The 25,941-nt window shown below is 39.9% G+C and carries 25 protein-coding genes; 17 read left to right on the top strand and 8 right to left on the bottom strand.

Translation table 11 applies throughout. From position 1 onward, the window contains the following. Window positions 1-107: 107 nt before the first annotated feature. Window positions 108-443 (top strand): YegP family protein, encoded by a 336-nt coding sequence (locus E0H87_RS08770; RefSeq protein WP_131323226.1) that lies wholly within the window; start codon window positions 108-110, stop codon window positions 441-443. A 326-nt stretch (window positions 444-769) separates the two neighbouring features. Continuing rightward, complete coding sequence (locus E0H87_RS08765) at window positions 770-1,216, top strand: YybH family protein (protein ID WP_131323225.1); 447 nt, start codon at window positions 770-772, stop codon at window positions 1,214-1,216. Window positions 1,217-1,276: 60 nt separating this feature from the next. On the opposite strand, the gene E0H87_RS08760 is transcribed toward E0H87_RS08765, so the two are convergent. Then, window positions 1,277-2,212 (bottom strand): tRNA dihydrouridine synthase, encoded by a 936-nt coding sequence (locus E0H87_RS08760; protein ID WP_131323224.1) that lies wholly within the window; start codon window positions 2,210-2,212, stop codon window positions 1,277-1,279. Between the two features lie 243 nt (window positions 2,213-2,455). Here E0H87_RS08760 and E0H87_RS16175 point away from each other — a divergent pair, with 243 nt between their 5' ends. Next, window positions 2,456-2,977, top strand: coding sequence for an SRPBCC domain-containing protein (locus E0H87_RS16175; RefSeq protein WP_227547337.1), 522 nt, complete (start codon window positions 2,456-2,458; stop codon window positions 2,975-2,977). A 22-nt stretch (window positions 2,978-2,999) separates the two neighbouring features. After that, window positions 3,000-3,422 (top strand): MerR family transcriptional regulator, encoded by a 423-nt coding sequence (locus tag E0H87_RS08750; protein WP_131323223.1) that lies wholly within the window; start codon window positions 3,000-3,002, stop codon window positions 3,420-3,422. Between the two features lie 656 nt (window positions 3,423-4,078). Here the strand turns inward: E0H87_RS08750 and E0H87_RS08745 are convergent. Continuing rightward, on the bottom strand, window positions 4,079-4,549 hold the full coding sequence (locus tag E0H87_RS08745; protein WP_131323222.1) for a winged helix-turn-helix transcriptional regulator: 471 nt from the start codon (window positions 4,547-4,549) through the stop codon (window positions 4,079-4,081). A 62-nt stretch (window positions 4,550-4,611) separates the two neighbouring features. On the opposite strand from E0H87_RS08745, the gene E0H87_RS08740 reads away from it, so the two are divergent. Together E0H87_RS08740 and E0H87_RS08735 are read left to right on the top strand one after the other, a co-directional pair. Then, window positions 4,612-4,842: a tautomerase family protein gene (locus tag E0H87_RS08740; RefSeq protein WP_016165318.1), complete on the top strand. Its 231-nt coding sequence runs from the start codon at window positions 4,612-4,614 to the stop codon at window positions 4,840-4,842. A 345-nt stretch (window positions 4,843-5,187) separates the two neighbouring features. After that, window positions 5,188-5,904 carry a hypothetical protein gene (locus tag E0H87_RS08735; protein ID WP_131323221.1) on the top strand — a complete coding sequence of 239 codons (717 nt, stop codon included), beginning with the start codon at window positions 5,188-5,190 and terminating at the stop codon, window positions 5,902-5,904. A gap of 178 nt (window positions 5,905-6,082) precedes the next feature. Here E0H87_RS08735 and E0H87_RS08730 read toward each other — a convergent pair whose 3' ends face one another. After that, window positions 6,083-6,892, bottom strand: coding sequence for an inner membrane protein YpjD (locus E0H87_RS08730; protein WP_016165316.1), 810 nt, complete (start codon window positions 6,890-6,892; stop codon window positions 6,083-6,085). 138 nt (window positions 6,893-7,030) lie between these two features. On the opposite strand from E0H87_RS08730, the gene ffh reads away from it, so the two are divergent. Both ffh and E0H87_RS08720 read left to right on the top strand, forming a co-directional pair. Next, window positions 7,031-8,440 (top strand): signal recognition particle protein, encoded by a 1,410-nt coding sequence (ffh, locus tag E0H87_RS08725; protein WP_131323220.1) that lies wholly within the window; start codon window positions 7,031-7,033, stop codon window positions 8,438-8,440. 145 nt (window positions 8,441-8,585) lie between these two features. Further along, window positions 8,586-9,164, top strand: a complete 579-nt coding sequence (locus tag E0H87_RS08720) for an RBBP9/YdeN family alpha/beta hydrolase (protein ID WP_131323219.1) — start codon at window positions 8,586-8,588, stop codon at window positions 9,162-9,164. Here the strand turns inward: E0H87_RS08720 and E0H87_RS08715 are convergent. Next, entirely contained in the window at window positions 9,140-9,886 is a 747-nt protein-coding gene (locus tag E0H87_RS08715) for a pantothenate kinase (RefSeq protein WP_131323218.1), read from the bottom strand. The genes E0H87_RS08720 and E0H87_RS08715 overlap by 25 nt on opposite strands. 9 nt (window positions 9,887-9,895) lie before the next feature. Next, window positions 9,896-10,654, bottom strand: coding sequence for a biotin--[acetyl-CoA-carboxylase] ligase (locus tag E0H87_RS08710; RefSeq protein WP_131323327.1), 759 nt, complete (start codon window positions 10,652-10,654; stop codon window positions 9,896-9,898). A 28-nt stretch (window positions 10,655-10,682) separates the two neighbouring features. Between E0H87_RS08710 and E0H87_RS08705 the strand changes: the two genes are divergently transcribed. The 5 genes from E0H87_RS08705 (at window position 10,683) to ligA (ending at window position 18,892) form a co-directional block, all read left to right on the top strand. Then, window positions 10,683-11,492 (top strand): sulfite exporter TauE/SafE family protein, encoded by an 810-nt coding sequence (locus E0H87_RS08705; RefSeq protein ID WP_131323217.1) that lies wholly within the window; start codon window positions 10,683-10,685, stop codon window positions 11,490-11,492. A 155-nt stretch (window positions 11,493-11,647) separates the two neighbouring features. Then, a complete protein-coding gene (locus E0H87_RS08700; protein WP_131323216.1) occupies window positions 11,648-12,343 on the top strand; it encodes a GntR family transcriptional regulator in 696 nt (231 codons plus the stop codon). A 9-nt stretch (window positions 12,344-12,352) separates the two neighbouring features. Next, on the top strand, window positions 12,353-15,805 hold the full coding sequence (gene smc / locus E0H87_RS08695; RefSeq protein WP_131323215.1) for a chromosome segregation protein SMC: 3,453 nt from the start codon (window positions 12,353-12,355) through the stop codon (window positions 15,803-15,805). 1 nt (window position 15,806) lies between these two features. Continuing rightward, a complete protein-coding gene (locus E0H87_RS08690) occupies window positions 15,807-16,763 on the top strand; it encodes a cell division protein ZipA C-terminal FtsZ-binding domain-containing protein (RefSeq protein ID WP_131323214.1) in 957 nt (318 codons plus the stop codon). 89 nt (window positions 16,764-16,852) lie between these two features. Continuing rightward, window positions 16,853-18,892, top strand: coding sequence for an NAD-dependent DNA ligase LigA (gene ligA / locus E0H87_RS08685; RefSeq protein ID WP_131323213.1), 2,040 nt, complete (start codon window positions 16,853-16,855; stop codon window positions 18,890-18,892). A gap of 276 nt (window positions 18,893-19,168) precedes the next feature. Here the strand turns inward: ligA and E0H87_RS08680 are convergent, their stop codons facing one another. Beyond that, window positions 19,169-20,236, bottom strand: a complete 1,068-nt coding sequence (locus tag E0H87_RS08680) for an SDR family oxidoreductase (protein ID WP_131323212.1) — start codon at window positions 20,234-20,236, stop codon at window positions 19,169-19,171. 572 nt (window positions 20,237-20,808) lie between these two features. Here E0H87_RS08680 and ftn point away from each other — a divergent pair. After that, a complete protein-coding gene (gene ftn, locus E0H87_RS08675; protein WP_131323211.1) occupies window positions 20,809-21,273 on the top strand; it encodes a heteropolymeric bacterioferritin subunit Ftn in 465 nt (154 codons plus the stop codon). 71 nt (window positions 21,274-21,344) lie between these two features. On the opposite strand, the gene E0H87_RS08670 is transcribed toward ftn, so the two are convergent. Together E0H87_RS08670 and E0H87_RS08665 are read right to left on the bottom strand one after the other, a co-directional pair. Beyond that, window positions 21,345-21,854 (bottom strand): hypothetical protein, encoded by a 510-nt coding sequence (locus E0H87_RS08670; RefSeq protein ID WP_131323210.1) that lies wholly within the window; start codon window positions 21,852-21,854, stop codon window positions 21,345-21,347. Window positions 21,855-21,860: 6 nt separating this feature from the next. After that, window positions 21,861-22,397: a peroxiredoxin gene (locus E0H87_RS08665; protein WP_413773119.1), complete on the bottom strand. Its 537-nt coding sequence runs from the start codon at window positions 22,395-22,397 to the stop codon at window positions 21,861-21,863. Between the two features lie 282 nt (window positions 22,398-22,679). On the opposite strand from E0H87_RS08665, the gene E0H87_RS08660 reads away from it, so the two are divergent. The 3 genes from E0H87_RS08660 to E0H87_RS08650 all read left to right on the top strand — a co-directional run bounded on the left by E0H87_RS08660 (window position 22,680) and on the right by E0H87_RS08650 (window position 25,936). Further along, on the top strand, window positions 22,680-23,411 hold the full coding sequence (locus E0H87_RS08660) for a hydrolase (RefSeq protein WP_131323208.1): 732 nt from the start codon (window positions 22,680-22,682) through the stop codon (window positions 23,409-23,411). Between the two features lie 87 nt (window positions 23,412-23,498). Next, window positions 23,499-24,782 (top strand): adenosylmethionine--8-amino-7-oxononanoate transaminase, encoded by a 1,284-nt coding sequence (gene bioA, locus E0H87_RS08655; RefSeq protein ID WP_131323207.1) that lies wholly within the window; start codon window positions 23,499-23,501, stop codon window positions 24,780-24,782. Continuing rightward, window positions 24,779-25,936 (top strand): 8-amino-7-oxononanoate synthase, encoded by a 1,158-nt coding sequence (locus E0H87_RS08650; protein WP_131323206.1) that lies wholly within the window; start codon window positions 24,779-24,781, stop codon window positions 25,934-25,936. The genes bioA and E0H87_RS08650 overlap by 4 nt, the downstream gene beginning before the upstream one ends. The last annotated feature ends 5 nt before the right edge of the window (window positions 25,937-25,941 follow it).

The following is a 25,941-nucleotide window of genomic DNA, read 5'->3' as shown; positions in this document are numbered from 1 at the left end:
GATCAAAAATGCTCTTTTTTGTTGTCTAAAAGTCATTTATATTTCTTAGTACTTAAATAGTTTCAAGCAACAATAAATAAATTCAAAACAACAAGAGGAATGAAGTTATGTCTGGATGGTATGAACTGAGCCAAGCAAAAGATGGTCAATATCGCTTTGTACTCAAAGCAGGTAATGGGGAAGTTATTTTAACAAGTGAGCTGTATAAAGCAAAAGCCTCGGCACATGTGGGCATAGAGTCCGTTCATAAAAATAGTGCTGATGACAGTCGTTATGAGCGTTTAACTGCCAGCAATGGTAAGCCGTATTTTAATTTAAAAGCAGCAAACCATCAGATTATAGGTACCAGTCAATTTTATTCCTCAGAACAATCGCGTGATAAGGGAATTGAGTCAGTCAAAAATAATGGCTCAGTCACCACGATTAAAGATTTAACGGTGTAATGCCCAATTTATTTCGATTAAGCATGTCCATCGACATGCTTTTTTATTGGATTGAATTTGCGAAAAGCGCCGAGGAAATAAGGGTTTGGATGCCCTTTAAAATTACCGCTTTATTCTCCGAATTATTTTCGCTATAGTTTTTATAGTGTGATGAAAATCACATGTTTAAGGTTCGTGAAGGCTGTTGGGAGTGCACCTTCTAAAACTGTGTATATAAAGGCAAAACGTCTCTGATGGTTTTTGTATGTAGATACGTTTAGTCGTGATGCCGTCAAAATCAGAGCTTATGCTGATGATAAGTGGATACACTGTAAAGGAATGACACGATGAGCATAGAAATTACGGGTGATGAGCAAAGTGCCCATGACATTTTATTAATGCTGAAACAATGGGATGAAGCTGTAGCAAGTATGGATATACAAGCTTTAGCTGATCTTTGTGTCGAAAATGTAAGTTTAATTGATGTGAGTACCCATTTAACGGGTATACAAGCGTACAAACAATTGTGGAGGCGTTATCTCCCAGTGAAAGCTGGAAACATTCGTGTATATCGTGAAGGCATTAAACTTATTGCTCAGCCAGAACTTGCGGTATTGCACTGCTTTTCGAAGGTTGATCAAATTGATGCAATTCCCAATTTAGAAGTGTTTTGGTGCCGAACCACCATTTGTTTTCAGAAAGTCGAGCAAGTCTGGAAAGTGGCGCATCAGCATATTTCTATGCCAATACAACTTGAAACAGGATTACCAATTTTACTGAGTGAAGTCAGTTAATTATTTTAGGTTGAAACCGTCATGAGATACGACATGTATCTCATGACTTTTATTTGAAACTTAAAGCAAAGTTGCTTCTAATTTTTCTATAATTTCATGTAGTTGTTTAATACGCTTTACTTCATCCCAGAGTAATTTCGCTTCAGGATAATGTTTAGACATCATGCCTAACCATTGCTTGTAACGTCCAAGCATACCAATTTCAGTTTTGGCTGGGCCATTAATAAAGCGAATTTGCAAAGCCAATAAATCATTCCAACTCAATAAAGCTGTGTCTGAGTTTTGGCGGATACATTGAGTTAAATCGGGTGTTGTTACCGCACCACGACCAATCATGAGGTCTTCACAACCCGACTCTAAACGACATTGTTTAGCATCAGCATTGGTCCAGATTTCGCCATTGGCAATCACATTAATTTTCAAGGCTTCACGAATCGGTTGTAACTGATCCCAAAACGCGGGTGGGGTATAGCCATCTGCTTTGGTACGGGCATGTACAGTTACCCAAGCAGCACCTGCATCTTCAATCGCGTGGGCATTTTCCAGCATAAAGTTGCGGTCCATATAGCCCAAGCGCATTTTGGCTGATACCGGAATATGCGAAGGGACTGCATCACGCACAGCTTTGACCAACTCGTGTACCACTTCAGGTTCATCTAACAATACCGAACCACCACGATGACGATTGACCGTTTTGGCAGGGCAACCAAAGTTCATGTCGATAGCGGGTGCACCCAGTTTAACGGCACGAATGGCATTGGCAGCCAGCATTTCAGGATCATTGCCTAAAAATTGCACGTGTACGGGTGTGCCGGAAGCTGTTTTCCCATCGTTGAGTAATTCAGGGCAAAACTGATGAAAAATATGATCAGGCAAAACAGAGTTGGTGACACGAATAAACTCGGTTACACACCAGTCGAAGCTGCCGACGGATGTTAAGACATCACGCATAATCGGGTCAGTTAAGCCTTCCATGGGTGCAAGGATGAGTTTCACGGTTTGAGTCACCAGTTAAATTTGAGAAACGGTGTTATACGTTTTTTTGTGCAGATTGTCTAGGCGAGGGGCTTTGAAAGGTTATCGTTAGAGGTAGGGTGACGATTTAAGTTTTGTCACAGTGATTTTATGTTAAAGAAAAAACCTTTTAAGAGTTAGCTGTTAGCTTAAAATTTTACTTGATGTTGGAGTAGACTCCAATCTTAGAATTATTGTCTGATTGCGTAATAAAGACATTATTTTATGAAAATAGTTTTTACTATCATTGCATTATTTTTGTTTTTTCTATTTATCTTTAGACATAAAAGAATCGAAACAAAGATCGTTATAAATCAACCAATAGACTACGTTTGGCAACTATTCACATGTACTTCATCTTACTCAGAGTGGAATACATTATTTGGCCTTGATCAATTTCCCACATATATCGGTCAACAAATTATTGTCGATTTATATGATGAAAACAAAAATGTGAAATTTCAAATGCAGCCAAAGGTAAAAAAACTTGATCAATATCATCTAGAATGGGAGGGTAAACTCTATATCAATGGGTTGTTTAATGGTCGACATCAGTTTATTTTTACTAAAATTGATGCTAATACAACTCAACTAATTCAAGCAGAAGATTTTAATGGGTTACTTGTGCCTATTTTTAATTATTTGATTATTCAACCTACGCAATTAAATTTTGAGAGAATGAATGAATCCTTCAAACAATATATTGAAGGTTATATATTGAACAAAGATACTTTTAAAATATCCTAGATAAAAGAATCGTGGTGGTCGAGTGAATATTCGTCAATTTTCTCTAAAATATGGTCTTTCAGTAGACACTTTACGTTTTTATGAAAGGCGTAAAATATTAATTCCTGACAGACTAGCAAATGGATATAGGAGTTATCATGAGATACATGAGCAAAAAGTTAAGTTAATTATTGGTTTAAAAACCATTGGATTTAGTTTGGAAGAGATTAAACAGTTAATTGAACTTGAGAAAAAACCTCCTTCTGAAACCTGTAATAATATTTCTAATCAACTCATTGACAAAAAAATAGAAATTATTAATCAACAAATTGAGTTGTTGGAATATGGGAAAAATACGCTTCATGATGTGAAAAAATATATTGAAGATAATTCTTTTGTTAAAAATAAGGACATAATTTCAGATATGATTGAAAACTTATATCACATTACAAAAAGCACGTATTAATAAAAAAGCCCGACATCCTGTCGGGCTTTTTCGTATCGGTTCGCTTGGTATAACTCCTGTCGTACCTTGCAGTCCTTGTGCGATCTTTCTTATTTTTGTTCTTTGGAACTTCCTGTTCTCTATGTCCCCATGATAAGAAATCCACCTGAAGTCGTACAGCCGCAAAGAGCGGGAATTGTTGTAAGCATATACGTACAACTTAGGATAAAAACTGTCTTCTTTTATCCTCTGAAATTAGGGATAATTTTTGTGTTGAACATACTGGAAACGCTTTAATTGGGTTGAGATGTAATTAGCTTTATTGGACACAAGTATCAAAACTACACATAAAAAAACCGACTTATTTCTAAGTCGGTTGAACGAGATCGTTCCAGAGGGTATGTATAAGAATAAGATACTGATCTTAAGATAATCTTAAAAATCTATTTTGTATAAGCGCTATTATGTTAAATAAGAATAAGGAATCAGCAATTTCCAGAAGGGTAAAAACAGACTTTTTAATTGGATGTTAATAGTTTTATTACCCTTTTAAGGTAGCAGTGTTTCTGTATAACTCTTTTTCATTAAAGAAAGTTCTTGAGCTTTATGCGTGCTGCTCAAAATTTAGAGTTAAGCAGAAAGTGATTGATGAAAGAAGTCTGATTAGTTTTTCTAAACTAGTCTTTAGAATTAGAAACAGTTCTTAATTCCACATCATTAATACTAACCACTTGATTATTTTCATCAACAAGTTTCAATCTAAGCGCTACATCTTGATCTTTTTGGAAAATTTTAACGACAGGCTCTTCTTCTGATAAAAAATGACCACCAGATTCTAACATAGCAAGTAATACCACATTTAAACTTCTACCCTTCGATGTGAGCAAGTATTCTTGACGTTCTCTTGTTCCCATTTCTTTGTATAAAGATAACTGTAATATATTTAATTCAACAAGATGCTTTAATCGATTGGATAGGATTTGCTTGGATATCCCTGTATTTTTCATGAAATCATTGAATTTAGTCACCCCATAAAAAGCTTCTCTTAATAAGAGAATGGTCCATCTGTCATTTAGAATTTCAGCAATTTTAACAATTCCACAGGCTTCGGAAGAAAACTTGTGACTCAAAGATATTTGATTTGACATTCAGGAGCACTCCGCTTAATCTGGGTCTTTAATATAGACCTAGACTTAATTGAGATAATAATATGCCATTCATTCATGTACAAACAATAGAAGGTTTACTTGATAAAGACAGTAAAGCTGAGCTTTTTAAGCGTTTAACAGATTTATTTGTGGAAATTGAAGGTAAGGGAAGAGCTGCTTTTAGAGAGCATATTTGGATTCGGATTGATGAACATCCACCTGAACAATGGCAACTAGGTCATTTAAAACCTACAAAAGAAATGATTCAGGTTCTTAATGAAATGGATAAATAAAAATTAAGTACTTATCCAAAACTTAGAACAGTTCCAACTAACAAGTTGTGATGATTTTAATCATCACAACTTTTAGTAATCAATATGAATTTGTTTAGATCGATTTTATTGGCTGAAAGTGAAAAATTCGATGAATAAAACGCCGACTTGTTTCAAAATCGGTTTTTTGTGCGTTTTGAACTATGATGAAATTTTAAAATAATTGATATTTTAATTAATATAAAATATATTCTCCATAAAGATCATTATGTTAAATACAAATTATAATTATAAGGAATTTACATTAATCAAAAATATATAATTGGAATAGTATAGAAATTCAATTGATCTTTAAAACTATTAATTATGAATAAGTACGCAGTAGCGACAATACAAGACCCTTTGATTGAAATTTTTCCCAATATTTATTTAGTGAGAGGAAGTATAAAAATTGGACCACTATTACAAATGAATCGTAATATGGTCATTGTCCGAGATGGATCTGAACTTACCTTAATTAATGCTGTTCGTCTTGATAGTACCAACTTAGAACATTTGGATAAATTAGGTATTGTTAAAAATATTATTCGTTTAGGCGACTTTCATGGCTTAGATGACCAATTTTATATTGATACATATAAAGCTAATTTCTGGAGTCAAGAGCACCATGATAATTACTCAGAATTGCAGCCTAATAAAGTTATTAATACAACAAGCGATTCTCCTATCCTAAACAGCAAATTCTTTATTTTTGAATCCGCAAAGTTTCCTGAGGCTGCTCTTTTCCTTGAGGATAGTCAGTTGTTAATTACAACAGATAGTATTCAATACTGGGATGATTGGAGACATATAAGCTTTTTAAGCAAAATTATTTTGTTATTAATGGGATTCCGCTTAGGATTATTTATAGGTGGTCCATGGCTGAAGAAAGTTTCTAGACAAAAAGATAGTCTTGAGCATGATTTTAACCAACTATTGAGCTTAAATTTTACAAGTTTAGTCGCTGCTCATGGAAATATTTTAAGGGATGGTGCAAAAGAAGAATTGGAGAGAGTTGTTATTAATACTTTTAAGAAAAGTTAAATCAACATAATACGCTTTATATGAAATCTATTAAGTAAATCATTTATAATCAATTGGTTGCTGGTTGGATAAAAGCCCAGTTTATATAAGCTGGGCTTTTCTATTGAATTTTGAAGTTCCTCATTCGCTTAATAAAGAATGTTTTACATTTTTAATCAGCCAAACTGAAAAAATGTCTTTATCTTCCTAAAATCATTTCCAATACAAACTTAGAACCAATAAAGCCAACAGCTAAAAGGAAGAAACCAATGAGGGTAAAGCGAATGGCTTTTTGCCCGCGCCAGCCAAATTTGTAGTGACCAATCAACAAGGAACCATAGACAAACCATGAAATAATACTGAACGCAGTTTTATGAGCTAAATGCTGAGCAAAGAAATCTTCAATGGTGAAGAAACCAAACACTAATGCTGTGGTCAGTAAAATAAAGCCTGTTTGAATTAAATCAAACAATAACGATTCCATCGCTTGAAAAGAGGGAAGCAAATTAACCCAAATACGCTTCTTTTGTTTGTTTTTTAGCTCACGGTTTTGGAACCATAAAATCACTGCTTGAATGGTTGCCATCAGTAAAACGGCATAAGCCGATAAAGACAGAATAATGTGAATATCTAGGCTAACCGAATGCTGTTCAATAAATTGATTAGGCTTACTAAAGGCAAAGCCTAAAATGAGCCCTGTCGCCGCGACAGGAATCCCAATTAAATTTAATGCCAGAATGGGGCGATAGGTACTAAAAATTAAGCTTAATAGCAGCATCAAGCCTGAGGTAAAGGACATGAGTACAAAAACATCATAATTAACCCCAAGCGGCGTAATCATATCGTGGTAAAGCACTCCTGCATGCAGCAGTAGACCCAAGCCCAAAATTACGCCAATAAACCAATGGTTTGGTTCACGTTTCGACATTAAATGCAGGAATAAATACCAAAAAGAGGTGGTATAGGCAATTAAAGCCAAAATGGTATAAACCAAGGGGAGACTAATCATGTCAAACCTTTTTCAGGATGATGAATATTCATTTATATAAATTCGACTCGAACTACAGTATCCTATAGCATCTTATGCATAAATTTTCTATTTTAAGAAAGATTTTTTTGCTACTGGCTATTTTAAGCGGATTTTGCAATGTTTGATACCTTAACAGAACGACTCACGCAGAGTTTAAGAAATGTTACTGGCTCAGGGCAGCTAACCGAAGATAATATTAAAGATACGTTACGTGAAGTACGTATGGCACTTCTTGAAGCCGATGTTGCGTTACCTGTAACTCGTGAATTCATCGCGAAAGTTAAGGAAGAAGCATTAGGCCAGGAAGTGATGACACAGTTATCCCCTGGGCAAGCCTTCGTTAAAATTGTTTATAACGAATTAACCAAGATGATGGGCGAGGCGAATGAAAGCCTTGACCTCGCAGCGAAACCTCCAGTGGTTGTGCTTCTTGCAGGTTTGCAAGGTGCGGGTAAAACCACCACTGCGGCAAAATTAGCGCGTTTCTTACAAGAACGTCAAAAGAAAAAAGTGGCAATGGTATCTGCCGATGTTTACCGTCCTGCTGCAATTAAGCAGTTGCAAACGGTTGCGGGTGAAGTTGGTGCGATTTTCTTTGAATCAAGTGCTGATGAAAAGCCAATTGATATTGCCAATCGTGCGATCGAACAAGCCAAGATCCAATTTGCGGATGTCTTGATTGTCGATACCGCGGGTCGTTTACATGTCGATGATGACATGATGGACGAAATTAAAGAGCTACACGCTGCGATTAAGCCAACTGAAACCTTATTCGTGGTTGATGCCATGACAGGTCAGGATGCGGCAAACACAGCCAAAGCCTTTAATGATGCTTTAGCTTTAACGGGTGTAATCCTGACCAAGACCGATGGTGATGCGCGCGGTGGTGCAGCACTTTCAGTTCGTGCCATTACAGGTAAGCCAATCAAATTCTTGGGTATGGGCGAAAAGCTCGATGCCTTAGAGCCATTCCATCCTGAGCGTGTTGCACAACGTATCTTGGGCATGGGTGACGTCCTTTCTTTAGTCGAAGAAGTTGAACGCAAAATCGACAAAGAAAAAGCCGAAAAAATGGCGAAAAAATTGCAAAAAGGCGGCAGCTTCAACTTTGAAGACATGCTGATGCAATTTGAGCAAATGAACAAAATGGGCGGCATGATGGGCTTCTTGGACAAGTTGCCTGGCATGAGCAGTTCAGGGATTCAAGATGCGATTGCACAAGCAAACCCTGAAAAGCAAGTGAAAAAAATGGAAGCGATTATTCAATCGATGACCATTAAAGAACGCCGTAACCCAGACCTGATGAACCCAAGCCGTAAAAAACGTATTGCAGCAGGTTGCGGTATGGATGTGGTGGAAGTGAATAAACTCATCAAACAACACGCGCAAATGGCGAAAATGATGAAGAAGTTTGCGAACCCATCAGGCATGGCGAAAATGATGCGTTCATTGGGTGGCTTGCAAAAGCAATTCGGTGGCGGTGGTGGTATGGGACCACTCTTTGGCAACAATGATTCAAAGAAATAATTGAAGATCTTTCAATATAAAAAATAGGTGCTTAAGACGCCTATTTTTTATGCCTTGATTTCTGAATGAACTACAAAATTTAAATATAAAACCATAAATGTTGTGATTAGTATTTGACTGAAAATGAATAAAAAGAACCACAGTTATGTCGAATCGTTCCAAAACCGTTTTTATTGTACATGGTGAGCATGCATCACCAGAAGATCACTGGTTTGCTTGGTTAGCACAACAGGTCGAGGCCATGCAGGGTGTAGCGAAGTTGGTTTTTTTACCCGATGCAGACGCCCCAGAGTTTGATCTTTGGCAGCAGGCATTAGACATGCAAATGACAGGTCTGAATGAGCACAGTATTGTTGTTGCACATAGTTTGGGTTGCTTAGCTGTTGCGCATTATTTAAGTCAGCATTTAAACCATCAAAAAATTGAGGCGCTTATTTGTGTGGCAGGGTTTAAATCTGTGCCACCACATAAGCCTGAGCTTAATTCATTTATCCAACAAGCAACCTTGCAGAGTCGTGTGTTACACCGTCAGATTGCACATCGAATCGCATTATTTTCTAATAACGACTCCGTTGTTCCACCTCCACTTGCGCTGCAATTTGGACATTTCATGAATGCGCAATTGCTGGAAGTGAAACAGGCAGGGCACTTTACCCAGCAGGATGGTTTTAGTGAATTTGCACTCTTGCAGCAGATTCTTCAGCCTTTGATGCTTTCAGTTTGATGATGAATATAATGTTGTAAACCTTTTAAAAGTAAATCTGCTTCAACAATTGGCTGATATTGCTGTAAATGTTGGGCAAACAATTCAGCATCACCACCTGTGAGTACCAACTGTCGAGGTGAATGTTGCATGACGCGCTCAATGGTACTCAGCAAGCCCAATAAAATGCCATGATGCACCGCATCAATGGTATTTCGACCAGGGCTTAGTTCTTCAAAGGCAGCATCTGGAATTTTAATGCCTTTGGTATTTTGAATCAGGGAATCACGTTGCAAATACAAATTCGGCAGAATATAGCCACCTAAATGTTGCAATCCATCTGCTAAATCAATGGTCAGGGCAGTGCCACAACTAATGACACAATAATTTTGATTCGCGTTATTGGCAACCGCTAAAACTTGTAACCAGCGGTCAATCCCTAACTGCGTAGGATCATCGTAGCCACATTTTAATCCTGCATATTCGGTATGCACTTTGGCAAAGATTACAGGTACAGCTAAACGCTTCAGAATCATCTGAATACGTTGGTTATTTTCTTGATCTAATACCGAGGAAACACCAACTTGCTGAATGTTTAAGCCTTGAAAATGCTGAATTAACCCGAGCAGTAAATCGGCAGGGGATTGTAGATGTAACTCAGCCGCATGTTCTACAACTTGGTCGTGTTGAGTAATCCAATATTTTAGTCGAGTATTACCAATGTCGAGCCATAAACTTTTCATTCCATCATCCTATTCGGTTGCTGTACTGAGTCGTAAACGACCTTGGTAAAAACTTTGAATACCAGTTTCGGTATCTAGGAGTACCGCACCATCATCTTGAATTCCCACAAAGATGCCTGAACAAATCCCTGTACTATGTTCAAACTCGACGGCTTGTTGCTGAAAAGCGGCATAGCGATTAAAGCGAGCAGCCAGATTATAGCTCTGGTGATCAAACCATTCTCCTGCACGGTGAATCGCCAGATAAAGTTCAGCAATCAAATCAATACGTGAAGTGGCTTGTAGCCCCAATTCGGTGAGTGATGTCACTTGTTGATCAATGCTTGCATCCGCAACAGGTGCAAGATTGAGTCCAACGCCAACGATCACCTGCTTAGGCGAGATGGGTTCAATTAGAATTCCTCCCCATTTGCCTTGTACGCTATACAGGTCATTCGGCCACTTAATTTGTAAGTTCAACTGCTCTAGGCTAGGCATGTGTAGAATATTCAGGGCAACTTCTAAAGCCAAACGCCCATCTATTGCTGTTCGAGTATTTAGCAATGTGCTTAAATACACGTTTCCTTCGGGTGACACCCATTGTCGTTGTCTCTGACCTCTGCCTTGCGTTTGTTGGGCGCTACATACCAATGCACTTTGTATACCTTTTTGTGCAATTTCACGCACATCGTCGTTGGTTGATGTGGTGGTGGGTTTGAGCATCAGGACTTCAGGAAGTTGTTGAGCTGCTTGAAGTCGTTGTTGTAGTTGGCGAGTTTCTACATCCATTTGAATCTGAGCAAAGTTGAAAATATTTATGGAGTTAATCATATATTTACTGATTGGTGCAATCGCAGGATTTACCGCAGGTTTATTTGGTGTGGGTGGCGGTTTAATTATTGTGCCAATTCTCTATATTGTATTTACCCAACTGCATTATGATCCATCGGTCATTATGCACATGGCTTTGGGAACGTCTTTGGCGACCATTATTGTAACCTCGTTCAGCTCTGTATCTGCACATCACAAGCAAGGGGCTGTGTTGTGGTCGGTATTTCGTAATTTGGCACCTGGCTTAATTTTAGGCTCATTTTTAGGGGCAGGCATTGCAGATTTACTTCCTGGGCAAGGCTTACAACTGATTATTGGCTTTTTTGCGCTTTGGGTAGCCTATCGCATGTTCAAAGGGGCCAAAGTACAGGTGGATACATCCAAACAACTTCCTTCGACAGTGAAACAAATGCTGGCAGGGAGTGGCATTGGTATTGCCTCTGCCATTTTTGGGATTGGTGGTGGGAGCTTAACCGTACCTTATCTGAATCGTCATGGCGTGGTTATGCAAAAAGCTGTGGCAACGTCGGCAGCTTGTGGGCTACCGATTGCTGTGGCAGGTGCCTTGGGCTTTATGTGGTTTGGTGCCAAAGCGCAGGTGTCTGTGCCCAATAGCATTGGTTATATTCATATTTATGCATTTTTAGGCATTAGTTTAATGAGTTTTATTACTGCTAAATTTGGTGCGAAAGTTGCACATCAATTGTCACCGGCCATGCTCAAAAAATGTTTTTCAGGATTATTAACTACTGTGGGACTTTATTTTGTTTATCAAGGGTTTTCAAAATTATTCTAAAGATTTGTGATGACTTTTACTGTTTTAATTGGCTTTTTAGACATAATATTGTCGGACAATGACATGGCGCGGAATGGTTGAAATCAGTTAAAACTGTTTCGTGAGTCATGTGATGTATTGTGGATTGCATCTTATAAAAACAAGATAGGAAAAGTATGCAACAAGAAGAAATAGAGAGCCTCTCGGAGCAAATTGCCAAGCATATTAGTGAGCAGATCATTAGCGGTGAATTGGTCGAAGGTGAGCGAATACAGGAATTAAGAATTGCCAAAGAGCTGGATGTCAGTCGGGGTTCTGTGCGTGAAGCTTTGTTGCTGTTAGAGCGTACGCATTTAATTCAGATTTTTCCGCGACGCGGTGCGATTGTTTCTGAAATGTCGGCACAACAGGTGCGGGCATTATTTGACAGTTGTGCCATGCTGTCTGGGCAAATTGTGCAACGGATTGCGGAAACTTGGCGTCAGCATGAAGCAGAGCAATTCCAGCGTTTGATGGAGCAAATTCAAGAAGAATGCCGTCATGGGCATACTGAAAAGTTTTATGATTTAATTTTTCAGTATTTGGCACGACAGCAAGATATGGTGGCAAATCCCTATCTGATGAATTTCTATCAGGAGCTGTTACCTTCCATGCGCCGTAGTTATTTCTTAACCTTAAATACTTCGCGTAGAGAGTTACAAGAGTCGTTTGAGTTGTTTAAACTGGTGAGTGATGCAATTTTAATCCGAAAATCACAACAAGCCACTTTATTTATGGACGATTTTTGTCGACACTTGCGTAACTTGGTGTTGGAATCTCTAACACGCATGAAACAAATCGAATTAGCATGGGCGCGTCGTTCACGACGTTAACAGGACATTATGCGTTTAAGCAGTTTAAAACTTTCAGGCTTCAAATCTTTTGCCGACAGCACGACTTTACAATTCAAAGCCAACCGTAGTGCGGTGGTGGGACCGAACGGCTGTGGTAAATCCAATGTGATTGATGCCATTCGCTGGGTCATGGGTGAATCCAATGCACGCCAACTGCGTGGCGGTAGTATGCAGGATGTCATTTTTACGGGTACAGCCAAGCGTAAACCTGTGGGCGTTGCCAGTGTCGAACTCCGTTTTGAAAATACCTATGGCAAATTAGGCGGTGCGTATAATGCCTATAATGAATTAGCAGTGCGCCGTCAGGTTAATCGAGATGGTAAGTCTGAATATTTCTTAAATGGCACCAAATGTCGTCGCCGAGATATCACCGATATTTTCTTGGGCACAGGTTTAGGCCCGCGTTCGTATGCCATTATTGAACAAGGTATGATTAACCGTTTGGTGGATTCCAAACCCGAAGAAATGCGGGTGTTTATTGAAGAAGCAGCAGGGGTATCTCGTTATCAGGCTCGTCGCCGTGAGACTTTATTACATTTGGATCACACTACGCAGAATTTATCGCGTTTAGAAGATATTGCCCAAGAGCTCAAGTCGCAATTAAAAACCTTAAAGCGTCAAGCTGAAACGGCGATTCAATATAAAGCATTAGAAAAAACCATTCGTAGCATTAAAGTGGAAGTGTTGTCTTTCCAATGCGAACAAAGCAGTCGTTTGCAGCAGGAATATACGGTACAAATGAATGAACTGGGTGATCAATTTAAATTGGTACGCTCGGATTTAACCACATTGGAGCATGATTTAAGTTCGACCAGTGAGCTATTTCAGCGTCTGATTCAACAATCAACACCATTGCAAAATGAGTGGCAACACGCTGAAAAAAAACTGGCTGAACTGAAAGTCACTTTAGAGCAAAAGCAGTCGCTTTTTCAGCAAAATACTGCAACCTTGGCGCAACTGGAACAGCAAAAGGCACAAACCAAAGAGCGTTTGCAACTGATCGAACTACAGCTTGAAAGCTTGCTACAACAACAGGAAGATCAAACTGAACAATTGCAGCAACAAGATGTTTTGAGCCAACAGCAAAGTCAATCTTATCAAGATTTAAAAGCGCAACAGCAGCAAGTGCAGCAGCAGTTTGAACAAGTCAAAGCTCAGGTGGAAAAGCAGCAACAGCAGAAAATGCAAATGCTGGCGCAGTCTGAGCAATTAAGCAAAAATATCGTCCGCATCGAACAACAAAAGCAAACTTTGCAACAGCAAGCGGCCCAGATTCAAAATCAAACGCAATCAGAAGATATTCAACAATTGGAGCAAGACAAACAATTGCTTCAGATACAGATTGAACAGTCCGAGCACTTGATTCAGCAGCAGCGTTTACAGTTAGAACAATTACAGGAACAAGCTGCTCTGCAAAAAAGTCAGGTATTGCAATTAAAGTCTGAAATGCAGGTGTTGCAGTCTGAACAGAAAAATTTGACCCAACTTTTGGTCAAACAAAGTCCTGAATCTCATAATGCCAATGTGCAATTGATGCAGACCTTGAAGCTGACTGAACACGGTAAACCGCATGCGCAGTTGATCGAGAAATTCCTTGCCAAGTGGCTTTCGGCGGAAGTGTTGGATGCGGAGACTGAATTTCAAGACAGTATTGCGCGTCAGCTCAAAATGAGTACAGGCAGCAGTAAACTGGCATTGGCTCAGTTGCCCTGTCTGGCCGATTGGATTGCCTCTGCACAGCATTCATTGTGGAATCAGGTTGCTATTGCGACGACACTAAGTGAAGCTTTGTCTTATCAATCTCAGCTTCAGCAAGGTCAGTCGATTTTAACTTTGGACGGTTATCATGTTGCGGCAGATTGGGTGATTGGTCTGCTTTATGATGAAAGCAGTCAAGCAGGGCAAGGTGCGCTGAGCCATCGGATTCGTTTAGAAAGTATTGAAATCGAGCTGAGTAATTTACAGGCACAGTATGAACTGGCAGATCAGCAATTACCTGGCTTGCAGCAACAGATTGAGCAGCTTCAAACGCAGTTAAAAGAACAGCAAGTATTACTGAAACAACAGCAACAGTCTTTACAACAGTTGGATGTGAGTATTGCCAAGTTACAGAGTAGTGCGCAGGCTTTTGCCATTCAGCAACAACAATTGCGTGACCAGTTGCAACAGTTGGATGAACAGCTTGAAGAAGATGCCATGCAAAGGGATGATCTTGAAATTGATTTGCATGCATTGACTTTAAAACTGGAACAGATTTTACCCCACTATAAAACCACGCAATTTCAGCTCGATGAATTGACCGAGCAATTGGAGTTGGCACAGCAGCACAGCTTACAGTCGCAGCAAGAGTTAGAAGTATTGCGCCGTCAAAATACCCAAACCCAACAACAAATTGAACTGTTGGAAAAAGATAGCTCTTTCCTGAAAACTCAAAATCTGCAAATTGGTCAGCAGATGGAACAGGCGAAAAAGTTTGTTGATCCAGTTCAATTAGAGCTTCCAAGTTTGGAATCGCAATTTGCCGAGCAATTTCAACAAACAGAAAAATTACAAAAAACGTGGAATGCGTGGCAACTTGAACTGAACAGCGTGCAACAGAAGCAACAGCAAGTGACTGAGCAGCGCCATCAACAGCAGCAACAAGATGAGCGGTTACGCACGCAACTGGAAGAAAAACGATTGTCATGGCAATCCGCCAAATCGGATTTTCAGCATTATTCTGAGCAGTTAAAAGCCATGGGGAGTGACTTAATTACAGGTCTTGAAATTGATTTACCTGCGCATCAAGCAAAACTAGAAAAAGCTCAGCAGCAATTTGCCAAATTAGGGGCAGTCAATCTGGCGGCTTCGGAAGAATATGAAGAAGTCTCCAAGCGTTTTGATGAACTCAGTCATCAAATTGAAGATCTAGAAAAAACAGTTGCACAACTGCAAGCTGCAATGAAAAGTATTGACCAAGAAACACGTAAATTGTTTATGACCACGTTTGATCAGGTCAATGCTGAGTTGCAGGAATTATTCCCGAAAGTCTTTGAAGGTGGTGAAGCAAGCTTAAGTTTGGAAGATGACTGGCAGTCTGGGGTCAAACTCATGGCACGCCCACCGGGTAAGCGCAATAGTTCCTTGGCATTGTTGTCTGGGGGAGAGAAGGCCCTGACTGCATTGGCATTGGTTTTTGCCATCTTCCGTTTAAATCCAGCACCATTTTGTGTACTAGACGAAGTGGATGCTCCTTTAGATGACGCGAACGTTAGTCGTTTCTGTAATTTGGTAAAAGAGCTTTCTGAACAAGTACAATTCATTTACATTACACATAATAAGCTAGCAATGACGATGGCAACTGACTTATTGGGAGTAACGATGCCAGAGCCCGGGACATCAAAACTTGTTAGCGTAAATTTGGAACAGGCAAAAGAATACGGTTTAGTCGCGGAGTCATAATATGGAAGTCACAACAATAGTCGGTATTGTTATTGCCGTTATCATTATTTTAGTTGGTTTACGCATGCTGTTTAAAAAACCTGCGAGTGCAACACCTTCACTTGATAGTGAATTGCAGGTGAATTCAGATAGTCAGCTTCCAATTATTCCGCGTCATGTACGCGACCAATTGCAGACCTCGACGGAAGTAACTGAACGCGTTGAGCCAACGCTGAATGATGCTGAAGTGGTTGCAGAGATCACTGAAAAGCATGAGCCTAAAGTGGTCATGGAAAAACAACAAGCGACAGAGATAGCAGTTAATACAAATGCCGAAACGACAACAGAAGCAGCGCAAAAAGAGACTGTGGTTGATGCAAAGGTCACAGCGAAAGTAGAAGAAAATGTACCAGTTGAAAATGCAGAAGAAGGGTTACATTTAACTGCACATCATATTGAAAAAGCAGAAATTGTTGAATTTAATGAAGAAAGTAGCATTTTAGATGAGCACTTACACGAACAACAACGTGTCGATGAAGAAAGTGTTTTACAAACAGCAGAAGAGTTTATTGTTTTCAATATTTATCCAGAACGCCGTGTATTGACGGGAGACAAGACTTTAAAAGTGTTGCTCAAATACGGTCTACGTTATGGTGAAATGGCATGTTTTCATCGTTATGATGAAGAACATGAAAAGCTTTCATTCTCAGTTTTACAGATTACCGAAGAAGGGCCTGCTGGCTTTGATTTAGAAACTTTGGCCAATGAGCAAGTGAAAGGTCTAGCTTTTTTCTTGGCTTTGCCGCACAACGATGTTCAGAATGCGTTTGATACGATGGTCAGTATTTCCAACCTGATTGCACGTGAAATTGATGGGACAATTTACGACCAGAACCAACAGGAAATGACTGCTCAATCGCGTGAATTCTGGCGTCATCAAGCAATAGACTATCGTTCAGGTCAACAAGCAACGGTATAATATTAAATTGAAAATGAGAGTCTGACTTTTATAATAGGCAGACAAGATTGTTAAAGGGCGGAGAAACCGCCCTTTTTTATGGTGAAACTATGACTCAGCAAAACACTGTTGTCGCACAAATGCGTCAACTGATTCAGATTCTGGCACAGCATAATCATGCCTACTATGTGATGGATCAGCCCACCATTGCGGACAGTGAGTATGACCAGTTATTTCACCAACTGAAGGCATTAGAACAACAATATCCAGAATGGGTTCAGGCGGATACCCCGACCAATAAAGTCGGTGCTAAGCCATTGGCAAAATTTGAATCAGTGACCCATGCTGTGCCGATGCTGTCATTAGGTAACGTGTTTAATCAAGAAGAACTGTTTGCTTTTGCACGTCGTATCGAAGAACGCTTACCGAACCAGAAGATTGAATACGATGTCGAATTAAAGTTCGATGGTTTAGCAATTTCATTGTGGTATGAAAATGGGGTACTCATTCGTGGCGTAACTCGTGGTGATGGGGAAACGGGTGAAGATATTACTCAGAATGTGAAAACCATTCGTAACTTACCAAAAGTTTTAACGCATGCCTCTGGTGTAGTTCCAACATTACTGGAAGTCCGTGGCGAAGTGCTCATGCCCAAATCTGGTTTTGAAAAGTTAAATGCTGAAAATGAAGCCAAAGGCGAAAAGACCTTTGCCAACCCACGTAATGCAGCCGCGGGCAGTTTAAGACAGTTGGATCCGAATGTGGCTGCCGCACGTCCACTGGCATTTTATGCCTATGGAATTGCGCAGTGTGAACCGAATCATGGCTTAGCCACCATGTCTGCAAGTCTGGATTGGTTAACAGAGTTTGGCTTTGCCGTCGGTGAGCGTCATTTCATTTGTGACAGTATTCAAGCGGTACAGCAAGCGTATGAAAAAATTAACCTTGAGCGTCCTGATTTAAGCGTTGAAATTGACGGCATGGTGGTCAAGGTTAATGACTTAAAACAACAACAACAGTTGGGCTTTTTAAGTCGGGAACCTCGTTGGGCAACGGCTTATAAATTTCCTGCGGTGGCTGCGCTTACCACAGTTGAAAATATTGACTGGCAGGTGGGAAGAACAGGGACGCTAACCCCAGTTGCACGTTTGAACCCAGTCGCTGTGGGAGGGGTTACGGTATCGAATGTGACCTTGCATAATATTGGGGAAATTCACCGTTTAGATGTCCGTATTGGTGATACGGTCAGTGTATATCGTAGTGGTGATGTGATTCCGAAGGTTGAAAAAGTCTGGCCCGAATTCCGTCCAAATGATACTCAGGAAGTGCATTTACCAGAACAATGTCCCGTTTGTGAATCTCCTGTGGTCATGCCTGAAGGTGAAGCTTTAGCACGTTGTTCGGGTGGTTTATATTGTGCTGCACAGCGGATTGAGGCAATTCGCCACTTTGTGTCACGTAAGGCGCTGGACATTGAAGGTTTGGGAGATCGTTGGGTAGAATCTCTATTACATTTGGATTTACTCAAAGATGTGGCTGATATTTACCATCTGCATGAACATCGTGAAAAAATGCTCACTATTGAAAAAATGGGCGAAAAGTCGGTTCAAAATCTCTTTGATGCGATTGAAAACAGCAAAAAAACCACATTGGCAGCTTTCATTTATGCGCTCGGAATACGCGGAGTGGGGGAAACCACAGCACGAATGTTAGCCAATACCTTTCAAACTCTTGATGCACTGCGGGTCGCAGATATTGAGGCTTTAAAGAAAACGCCAGATGTTGGTGAGATTACGGCAGAGTGGATTGTCGATTTCTTCCAAGCACCGCATAACCTTGAAGTTTTGGATCGATTGCTGGCAGCGGGCATTCACTGGGATGCACCTGTCGCATCCACTCGTCAACCTTTTAACGGTGAAAGTTGGGTGATTACGGGTACGCTCAGCCAAATGGGACGTGATGAAGCAACGCAGATGTTACAAGCATTGGGCGCACGCGTCAGTGGCAGTGTTTCAAGCAAAACCAAGTGTTTGGTTGCAGGCGAAAAAGCAGGTTCTAAACTGGAAAAGGCCGAAAAGCTTGGTATTCATGTGATGAGTGAGAGTGAGTTTATTCAACTGATGCAAGATTATGGTCAGTTAGAGGCTTAGATTTTTGACTCAGGTTAAATCAGAAATATGATACTTGGACGCGTCATCTGCAACCTGCGTGGTGCAAATAAGATAATGTTTCTGCGACATATTTCTGATACATCAAAAAGAGGTCAGGTTTTGCAGATGACAATGGTTTTGCCTACTTTTGCCGAAACAAAAGTAGGGCCAGCTGCAGGCTGATGATGAAATGGGATGAGAACTTGATAAGACTCCGCCAAGATCATTTTTTCAACAAGCTGGAAAAATATTTAAGTCAAACTTAGGTTGTTTATTTCAAGGAATATATTGTTTGATCACACCATCGTTGAGCAACTGTTGAAAGTGCTCAATCAAGCTTTCTTTGACATCGCGATACTGTAGACCTAATTCTTTTTGGCTCTTGCTCGCATCAAAATAAATAGGGTAACCCATATTCAGTTCAACAAACTCACGGCTAAAACCAATGAACGGACCAATCACTTTAAAGGCCGCTTTTGGCAGTTCGTTGCGTGGAAATGGAAATTTCCAACCAAAATGTGCTTTAAGTAATTGACCAATTTCAAGCAAACTCAAAGTATCGCCACTGACAATGTAACGGCCTGCCGCTTTTGGGTTGAATGCAGCCTGTAGATGTGCTTCGGCGACATCTTGAACATCGACCACACCATTCCACATGGGTGGAACACCCGCGAGAGTTAAGCCATTGGTAAATTGTTGTAAGACCTCAATTGAACCTGACTGCGTATTTGGTGTTAATGAACGACCAAAGACCAACGCTGGGTTAATGCAAACCAATTGCCAACGGTTTTGTGCATCTGCCATTTCCCAAGCTTTACGCTCAGCCATCACTTTAGAATATGGATAAGGCTGATGGGTCTCTGAGCTACTGGTATTCCAGTGACTTTCATCAAAAGTATTATGATCTGTTTTTAAAATATCCACGGCATCGCCATAGGTTGATGCAATGCTCGAAGTGACAATGACGCGTTGGACGGATTCAGTTTCATTCACAGTGTTTAAAACATTTTCTGTACCCAAAACAGCAGGTTCAATGATGTCTTTCACCGCATCTTTATAGTTGGTAACAACGAAAGGTGACGCCATATGAAACACAATTTCACAGCCCTGCATTGCTTCTCTAAATGAATTTGGTTCAAGCAAGTTCGCTTTAAAGAGTTTGAGTGTTCCTGTGCTACTTTCTGCAATTTTAGATAAATGCGCAAAGCTTTGAGTTTTGTTCAGGTCACGGACAGTGGCATGTACGGTATAGCCTTGGGTTAATAATTTTTGAATTACCCAACTGGCAATATAACCCGAGGCACCTGTGACCAGTACAGGTGCCTGTGTTGCTAAGTTTGTCATAGATCAACCGTTGTTGTTTTAAGTATTGGCATAGTGTAAGCCCGAATGTGATCAAAGTCTTTGCTTATGGGAAACAGATATCTAACTTATGCGTCATTTAAATAGATGTTGATGCACGTTATAAAACCAAATTGGTCGAGGTAAAGACGACTTTATTCGCCAATATAGACAACGTGATCAATCAAAACTATTGGGAGGTGTGTTTAACGCTTACTCTGCAACAGTGGGGACACGCTGTTCTAAATTGAGAGTAACTTTTTATTTTTAATAATAAAAAAATGATAGTGTGCTAATTTTAACTTCGTGATGTTTTAAAAACCTAGTGAAATAAGGGACATTTAAAATAGTTACAAATTTTAAAATAAGCAAAATTTTGAATGAAATAGCCTTTGCTCTAAGACGTAAAATACTGCAAAGGCTTATTTTATATGCGGAAAATGACTTAAATTGAACTGCAAATGCGTATGTTTCTCATTTTAATTTTATAAAAATCATAAACTTACAAAATTTAACTTTTGCAATCCTTTTCAAATGCCGCCATAATATTTTAAAAAGGTATGGGGTATAACGAGATGCGCGGCAATCCAGAAGTAGTAGACTATTTAAATATGTTGATTGGTGGTGAACTTGCAGCTCGCGATCAATATCTTATTCATTCACGTATGTATGAAGATTGGGGCTTAAGTAAAATCTTTGAGCGTATTGATCATGAAATGCAAGAAGAAGCCTCTCATGCAGATGCCTTAATTCGTCGTGTACTCTTTCTAGAAGGTACACCGAATATGAACCGTGATGATATTGATGTAGGACAAGATGTGGTGACCTGTTTAAAGGCCGACTTGGCACTGGAATATCATGTACGTGAGAAATTGGCGCAAGGCGTGAAATTGGCGGAAGAAAAAGGTGATTATGTCACGCGTGATATGTTGCGTCAGCAAATGTCAGATACTGAAGAAGACCATACTTATTGGTTAGAAAAGCAAATTCGTTTAATTGAATTGATTGGCTTACAAAATTATATTCAGTCGCAAATGTAAGATACAAATAAAAAACCCAGTAAATACTGGGTTTTTTATGGTTTAAATTTTTTTTGATATCAAATTACAGCTTATTCTCGATGTTCAATCGTTGGATCAAGTTGCCATGATTGTGCCAATGTTTGAATGATTCGATCTTTCTGTTTTTTTGAAAAAAGAGATAAAGGGATTCTTTCTAAAGGGTTTGGCTCTACTACACCAATTAATTTTTTAAAATAAATATCTGTTTTATATAGCCAAAAATCTTGGAAATTTTGTTTTAATAATTTACGTTGCCATTCATATTGTCTGAATTTTTTAGGGTCAATCGTGAGAAAAGGTGGTTGTTGCAATGTCGAAAGTTGAACTGTACGCTGGCGTAAAAACAGATGTGAAATGATACGTTGGTTGGTAATAATGATAGAGTCAAAAAATCTAAAAAAACTCAACAAGCATAATATAGCCAACATTATAAAATGTTTAGACTGCAACGGAAGTGCAAAAGAAACATATATTCCTATGACCATACATAGGAAAAATAGGTAAATAGAACTTATAGGTTTTGTTTTATATAAAATTTTTTCATTGTTTTGTAATTGCATTAGTTATTACCATTTTATTTTTTGAATGTCTGCTAAAACCTGATTGGCATGAGTTTGTGTATTCACACTGCTGTAGTGATAGACAATCGTGCCTTTGGGATCAATCAAGAAAGTTTCACGCTTCGCAATTTGAGCGACTCCAAAATTACGGACTATGCCGAACTGACCTGCCAGTTGTTGTTTTTGATCTGCCAAAATTGGAAAAGGTAATCCCAATTTGCTGGAAAATTTTTGATGGGATTTAACATCGTCTAGGCTAACGCCCAATACCACCGCATTTGCTTTTAAAAATTGAGGATACAGTGCTTTAAACTGGTTGGCTTCTTGAGTGCAGCCAGGAGAGTCATCTTTGGGGTAAAAATATAAGACCATCCATTGACCACGATATTGTTTGGACTCATGCCATTTGCCATTTTGATCTTGTAACTTAAAGCTAGGCGCTGCTTGTCCAACCCATTGTTTTTGGCTTGCGGTGGAAGAAGAAAAAATCGAAGTTTCGGCATGACTGAGATGATAAATTCCGAAAGTACAGGTTATACCCATTAAACCGACACGGAGCAATTGATTTAAAGTCATTTTCTTCTGATTTTTCGACGCTATGGAAGTTTCATCTTAGCAAACTATTGCTGTCACCCGTACAACAAAATTCCAGAATGCCTATGTGAAGTGATTGGCGAGGGGGATTAAAACTTGAACCATATGTGGAATGACTTTATAAGCTGAAACTGTGTGACTTTGCAGTTTGAGAATGATAGGAAATGCAGCTCAGTCGTAAAATAAAAGTCGTTATACTGCTGTACAAAGTTTCATTTTTAGAGCAAAACGTTGAACGCGAGTATTTTACTGATTACGGGTTGGGGTGGTGGAACACAGTTGTTGGAATCCTTACAGCACAAACTACAACAACAGGGACATCATGTTGAACTGATCAATATTTTTAATGCCTTGGATGAGGAGATTCTGCAACAACATGTCGAATTGGCCCATCGCTTTGATGTGATTATGGGCTGGTCGTTGGGTGGACAACTGGCAACTCTATTGACGCAGCAACTACAACAACAATATGCAGAACAAAAAACCTTGATTACTTTGGCATCGAATCCATGTTTTGTTGCACAACCAAACTGGTCAACCGCAATGCCACAAGAAACATTTAAGCAATTCAAACTGTCCTTTCAACAAGATGCTGTGGCAACGCTCAAGCGCTTTGGATTTTTGGTGTGCCAAGGAGCAGATTCTGCCAAGAAAGATTTTATCCAAATGCAAAAACTGATTAAACCTCAGCCAATTTCACTCTTAGAACAAGGTTTAGTCTTACTAGAGCAGTTGAATTTAACCGAAACTTTAGCGCATTATACAGGACAGCAATTACATGTGTTTGCACAGCATGATGCACTGGTTCCTTGCGAAATTATTCAAAATATGCAGCAATTACTTACAGAAAATGTAAAAGTTGTAAGTATTGAACGCGCTTCGCATGGTTTTCCTCGCTTCCATGTTGAACAAACTATGCAAATTATTGAAGATTTTCTGAAGCAACCGCTTCAGGCTGTCTAGGAATGACCATTCTCGCAATGTTTTTTAGAAACTTGCAGGTTTAAGATAGCCCTCATTGCAAAAAATACGACACCACAGGAGTTATGGATGACTGATTTATTTGACCTTGAACATATCTGGCATCCTTATACTTCTATGACCAATCCACTGCCAACTTTCAAAGTAAAGAAAGCGTATGGGGCAGTCATTGAACTAGATGATGGACGCCAACTGATTGATGGTATGTCTTCATGGTGGTGTGCGATTCATGGTTATAACCATCCAGATTTGAATCAGGCGGTGACTGATCAATTACAAAATATGTCGCATATTATGTTTGGTGGTTTTACCCATGATCCTGCGATTGAATTGGGTAAACTATTATTAGAAATTACCCCACCCAGTTTAGACAAAATTTTCTATGCTGATTCAGGTTCTGTTGCGGTTGAAGTCTCCTTGAAAATGGCAGTGCAATATTGGACTTCGCAAGGCAATATCGAAAAGACCAATTTTGTGACGCCACGCTCGGGCTATCACGGGGATACGTGGAATGCAATGTCGGTGTGTGATCCTGTAACGGGCATGCATCAGATTTTTGGCAGCAGTTTGCCCAATCGAATTTTTGTTCCTGCACCACAAGTCGGTTTTGATCAGACTTGGGACCCCGCGGATATTGCTGAACTCGCGCAAACCTTAGAACAGCATCATCACAGTATTGCGGGTCTGATTATTGAGCCGATTGTGCAGGGTGCTGGGGGAATGCGCTTCTACCATCCTGAGTATTTGCGCCAAGCCAAACTGCTTTGTGAAAAATATAACATCCTGCTCATTTTTGATGAAATTGCGACAGGTTTTGGGCGTACAGGCAAACTCTTTGCTTGGGAACATGCGCAAGTTGAACCCGATATTATGTGTATAGGCAAAGGCTTAACGGGTGGTTATATGACGCTGTCTGCAACCTTAACCTCGAAGCATGTAGCAGAAACCATCTCTAAAGGTGAAGCGGGCGTATTTATGCACGGTCCAACCTTTATGGCTAATCCATTGGCTTGTGCAGTGGCATTACGCAGCACACAGCTCTTGGTGTCTCAAGACTGGCAAAGTACCATTCAGCGTATTGGCAACCAATTGCAGCAACATCTCGCCCCATTAGCACAACTCAATTACGTGCAGGATGTGCGTGTATTGGGCGCGATTGGTGTGGTTGAGCTGAACTTTAATGTCGATATGAAAACGCTACAACAAGAATTTGTAAAACGTGGCATCTGGATCCGCCCATTTGGTAAGTTGGTCTATGTCATGCCACCGTATGTTATTTCTGAAACGCAGCTCGATACTTTATTGACTGAACTGGTAGATGTGGTGCGCCATATGCAAGAGGAAGCCGCATGAATTTATTAGACCATTACGCTGTACAGTTGGATGAGCTAAAACAGCAGGGCAATTTACGTCAATTCACTTCGAACACCCAACAGGGGAAGTGGATTGAAATTCAGCAACGCCGTATGTTGAATTTAGCGTCCAATGACTATTTGGGCTTGGCTTCTGATCTGAGCTTACGTGAACAATTTTTTGATGAAACCCCAAATGCACATCGTTTAATGAGCTCATCTTCTTCGCGTTTATTGACAGGGAATTTCCCTGAATATGAACAGCTCGAAGCCAGTTTGAGTCAGGCTTTTGCTGGACGTGCCGCGCTGTTATTTAACAGTGGCTACCACATGAATATTGGGATTTTACCTGCGGTCAGTGATGCCAAGACGCTCATTCTTGCGGATAAGTTGATACATGCCAGTATGATTGACGGGATTCGTCTTTCCTCTGCCAAATATGTACGTTATCGCCATAATGACTTACAACATTTGTCACAGTTACTACAAAAATATCATGATGATGAGGCTTTTGAGCGCATTATTGTGGTGACTGAATCCATTTTTAGTATGGATGGCGATGAAACTGATTTGGCTGAGTTGGTACGGATTAAATCCCAATTTGCCAAAGTCATGCTGTATGTAGATGAAGCGCATGCCATTGGGGTGCGTGGTGAACAAGGTTTAGGCTGCGCTGAACAACATCAAGTGATTGAGCAGATTGACTTCTTGGTAGGGACATTTGGTAAGGCGATGGCCTCAGTCGGTGGTTACTTGATTTGCCATCCGATTATCCGAGCATTTCTGATAAATCGGATGCGTTCTTTAATTTTTAGTACTGCGCAACCGCCAATCTGTATGGCATGGACCAACTTCATTTTCCAAAAAGCGTTGAGCATGAATGCCAGTCGTCAGCATTTACAACAATTAAGCAGTTATTTACAACAAGCGATACAGGCAAAAGGCTATGCTTGTCCATCGACCAGCCATATTGTGCCCGTCATTATTGGTGAGTCACAAAAAACGGTTGATACTGCGGCACAATTACAGCAAGCAGGCTTTTATATTATGCCTGTCCGTCCACCGACGGTTCCGGTACAAAGTTCGCGTTTACGTATTTGTTTAAATACCCAATTTCAGCAAGATGAACTGGATCAGTTTGTCGTTTTGTTATGAGTTTT

Source organism: Acinetobacter sp. ANC 4178, assembly GCF_004331175.1.
In the GTDB taxonomy this organism is placed as follows: Bacteria; Pseudomonadota; Gammaproteobacteria; order Pseudomonadales; family Moraxellaceae; genus Acinetobacter.
This window is presented reverse-complemented; position numbering and strand designations above follow the sequence as displayed.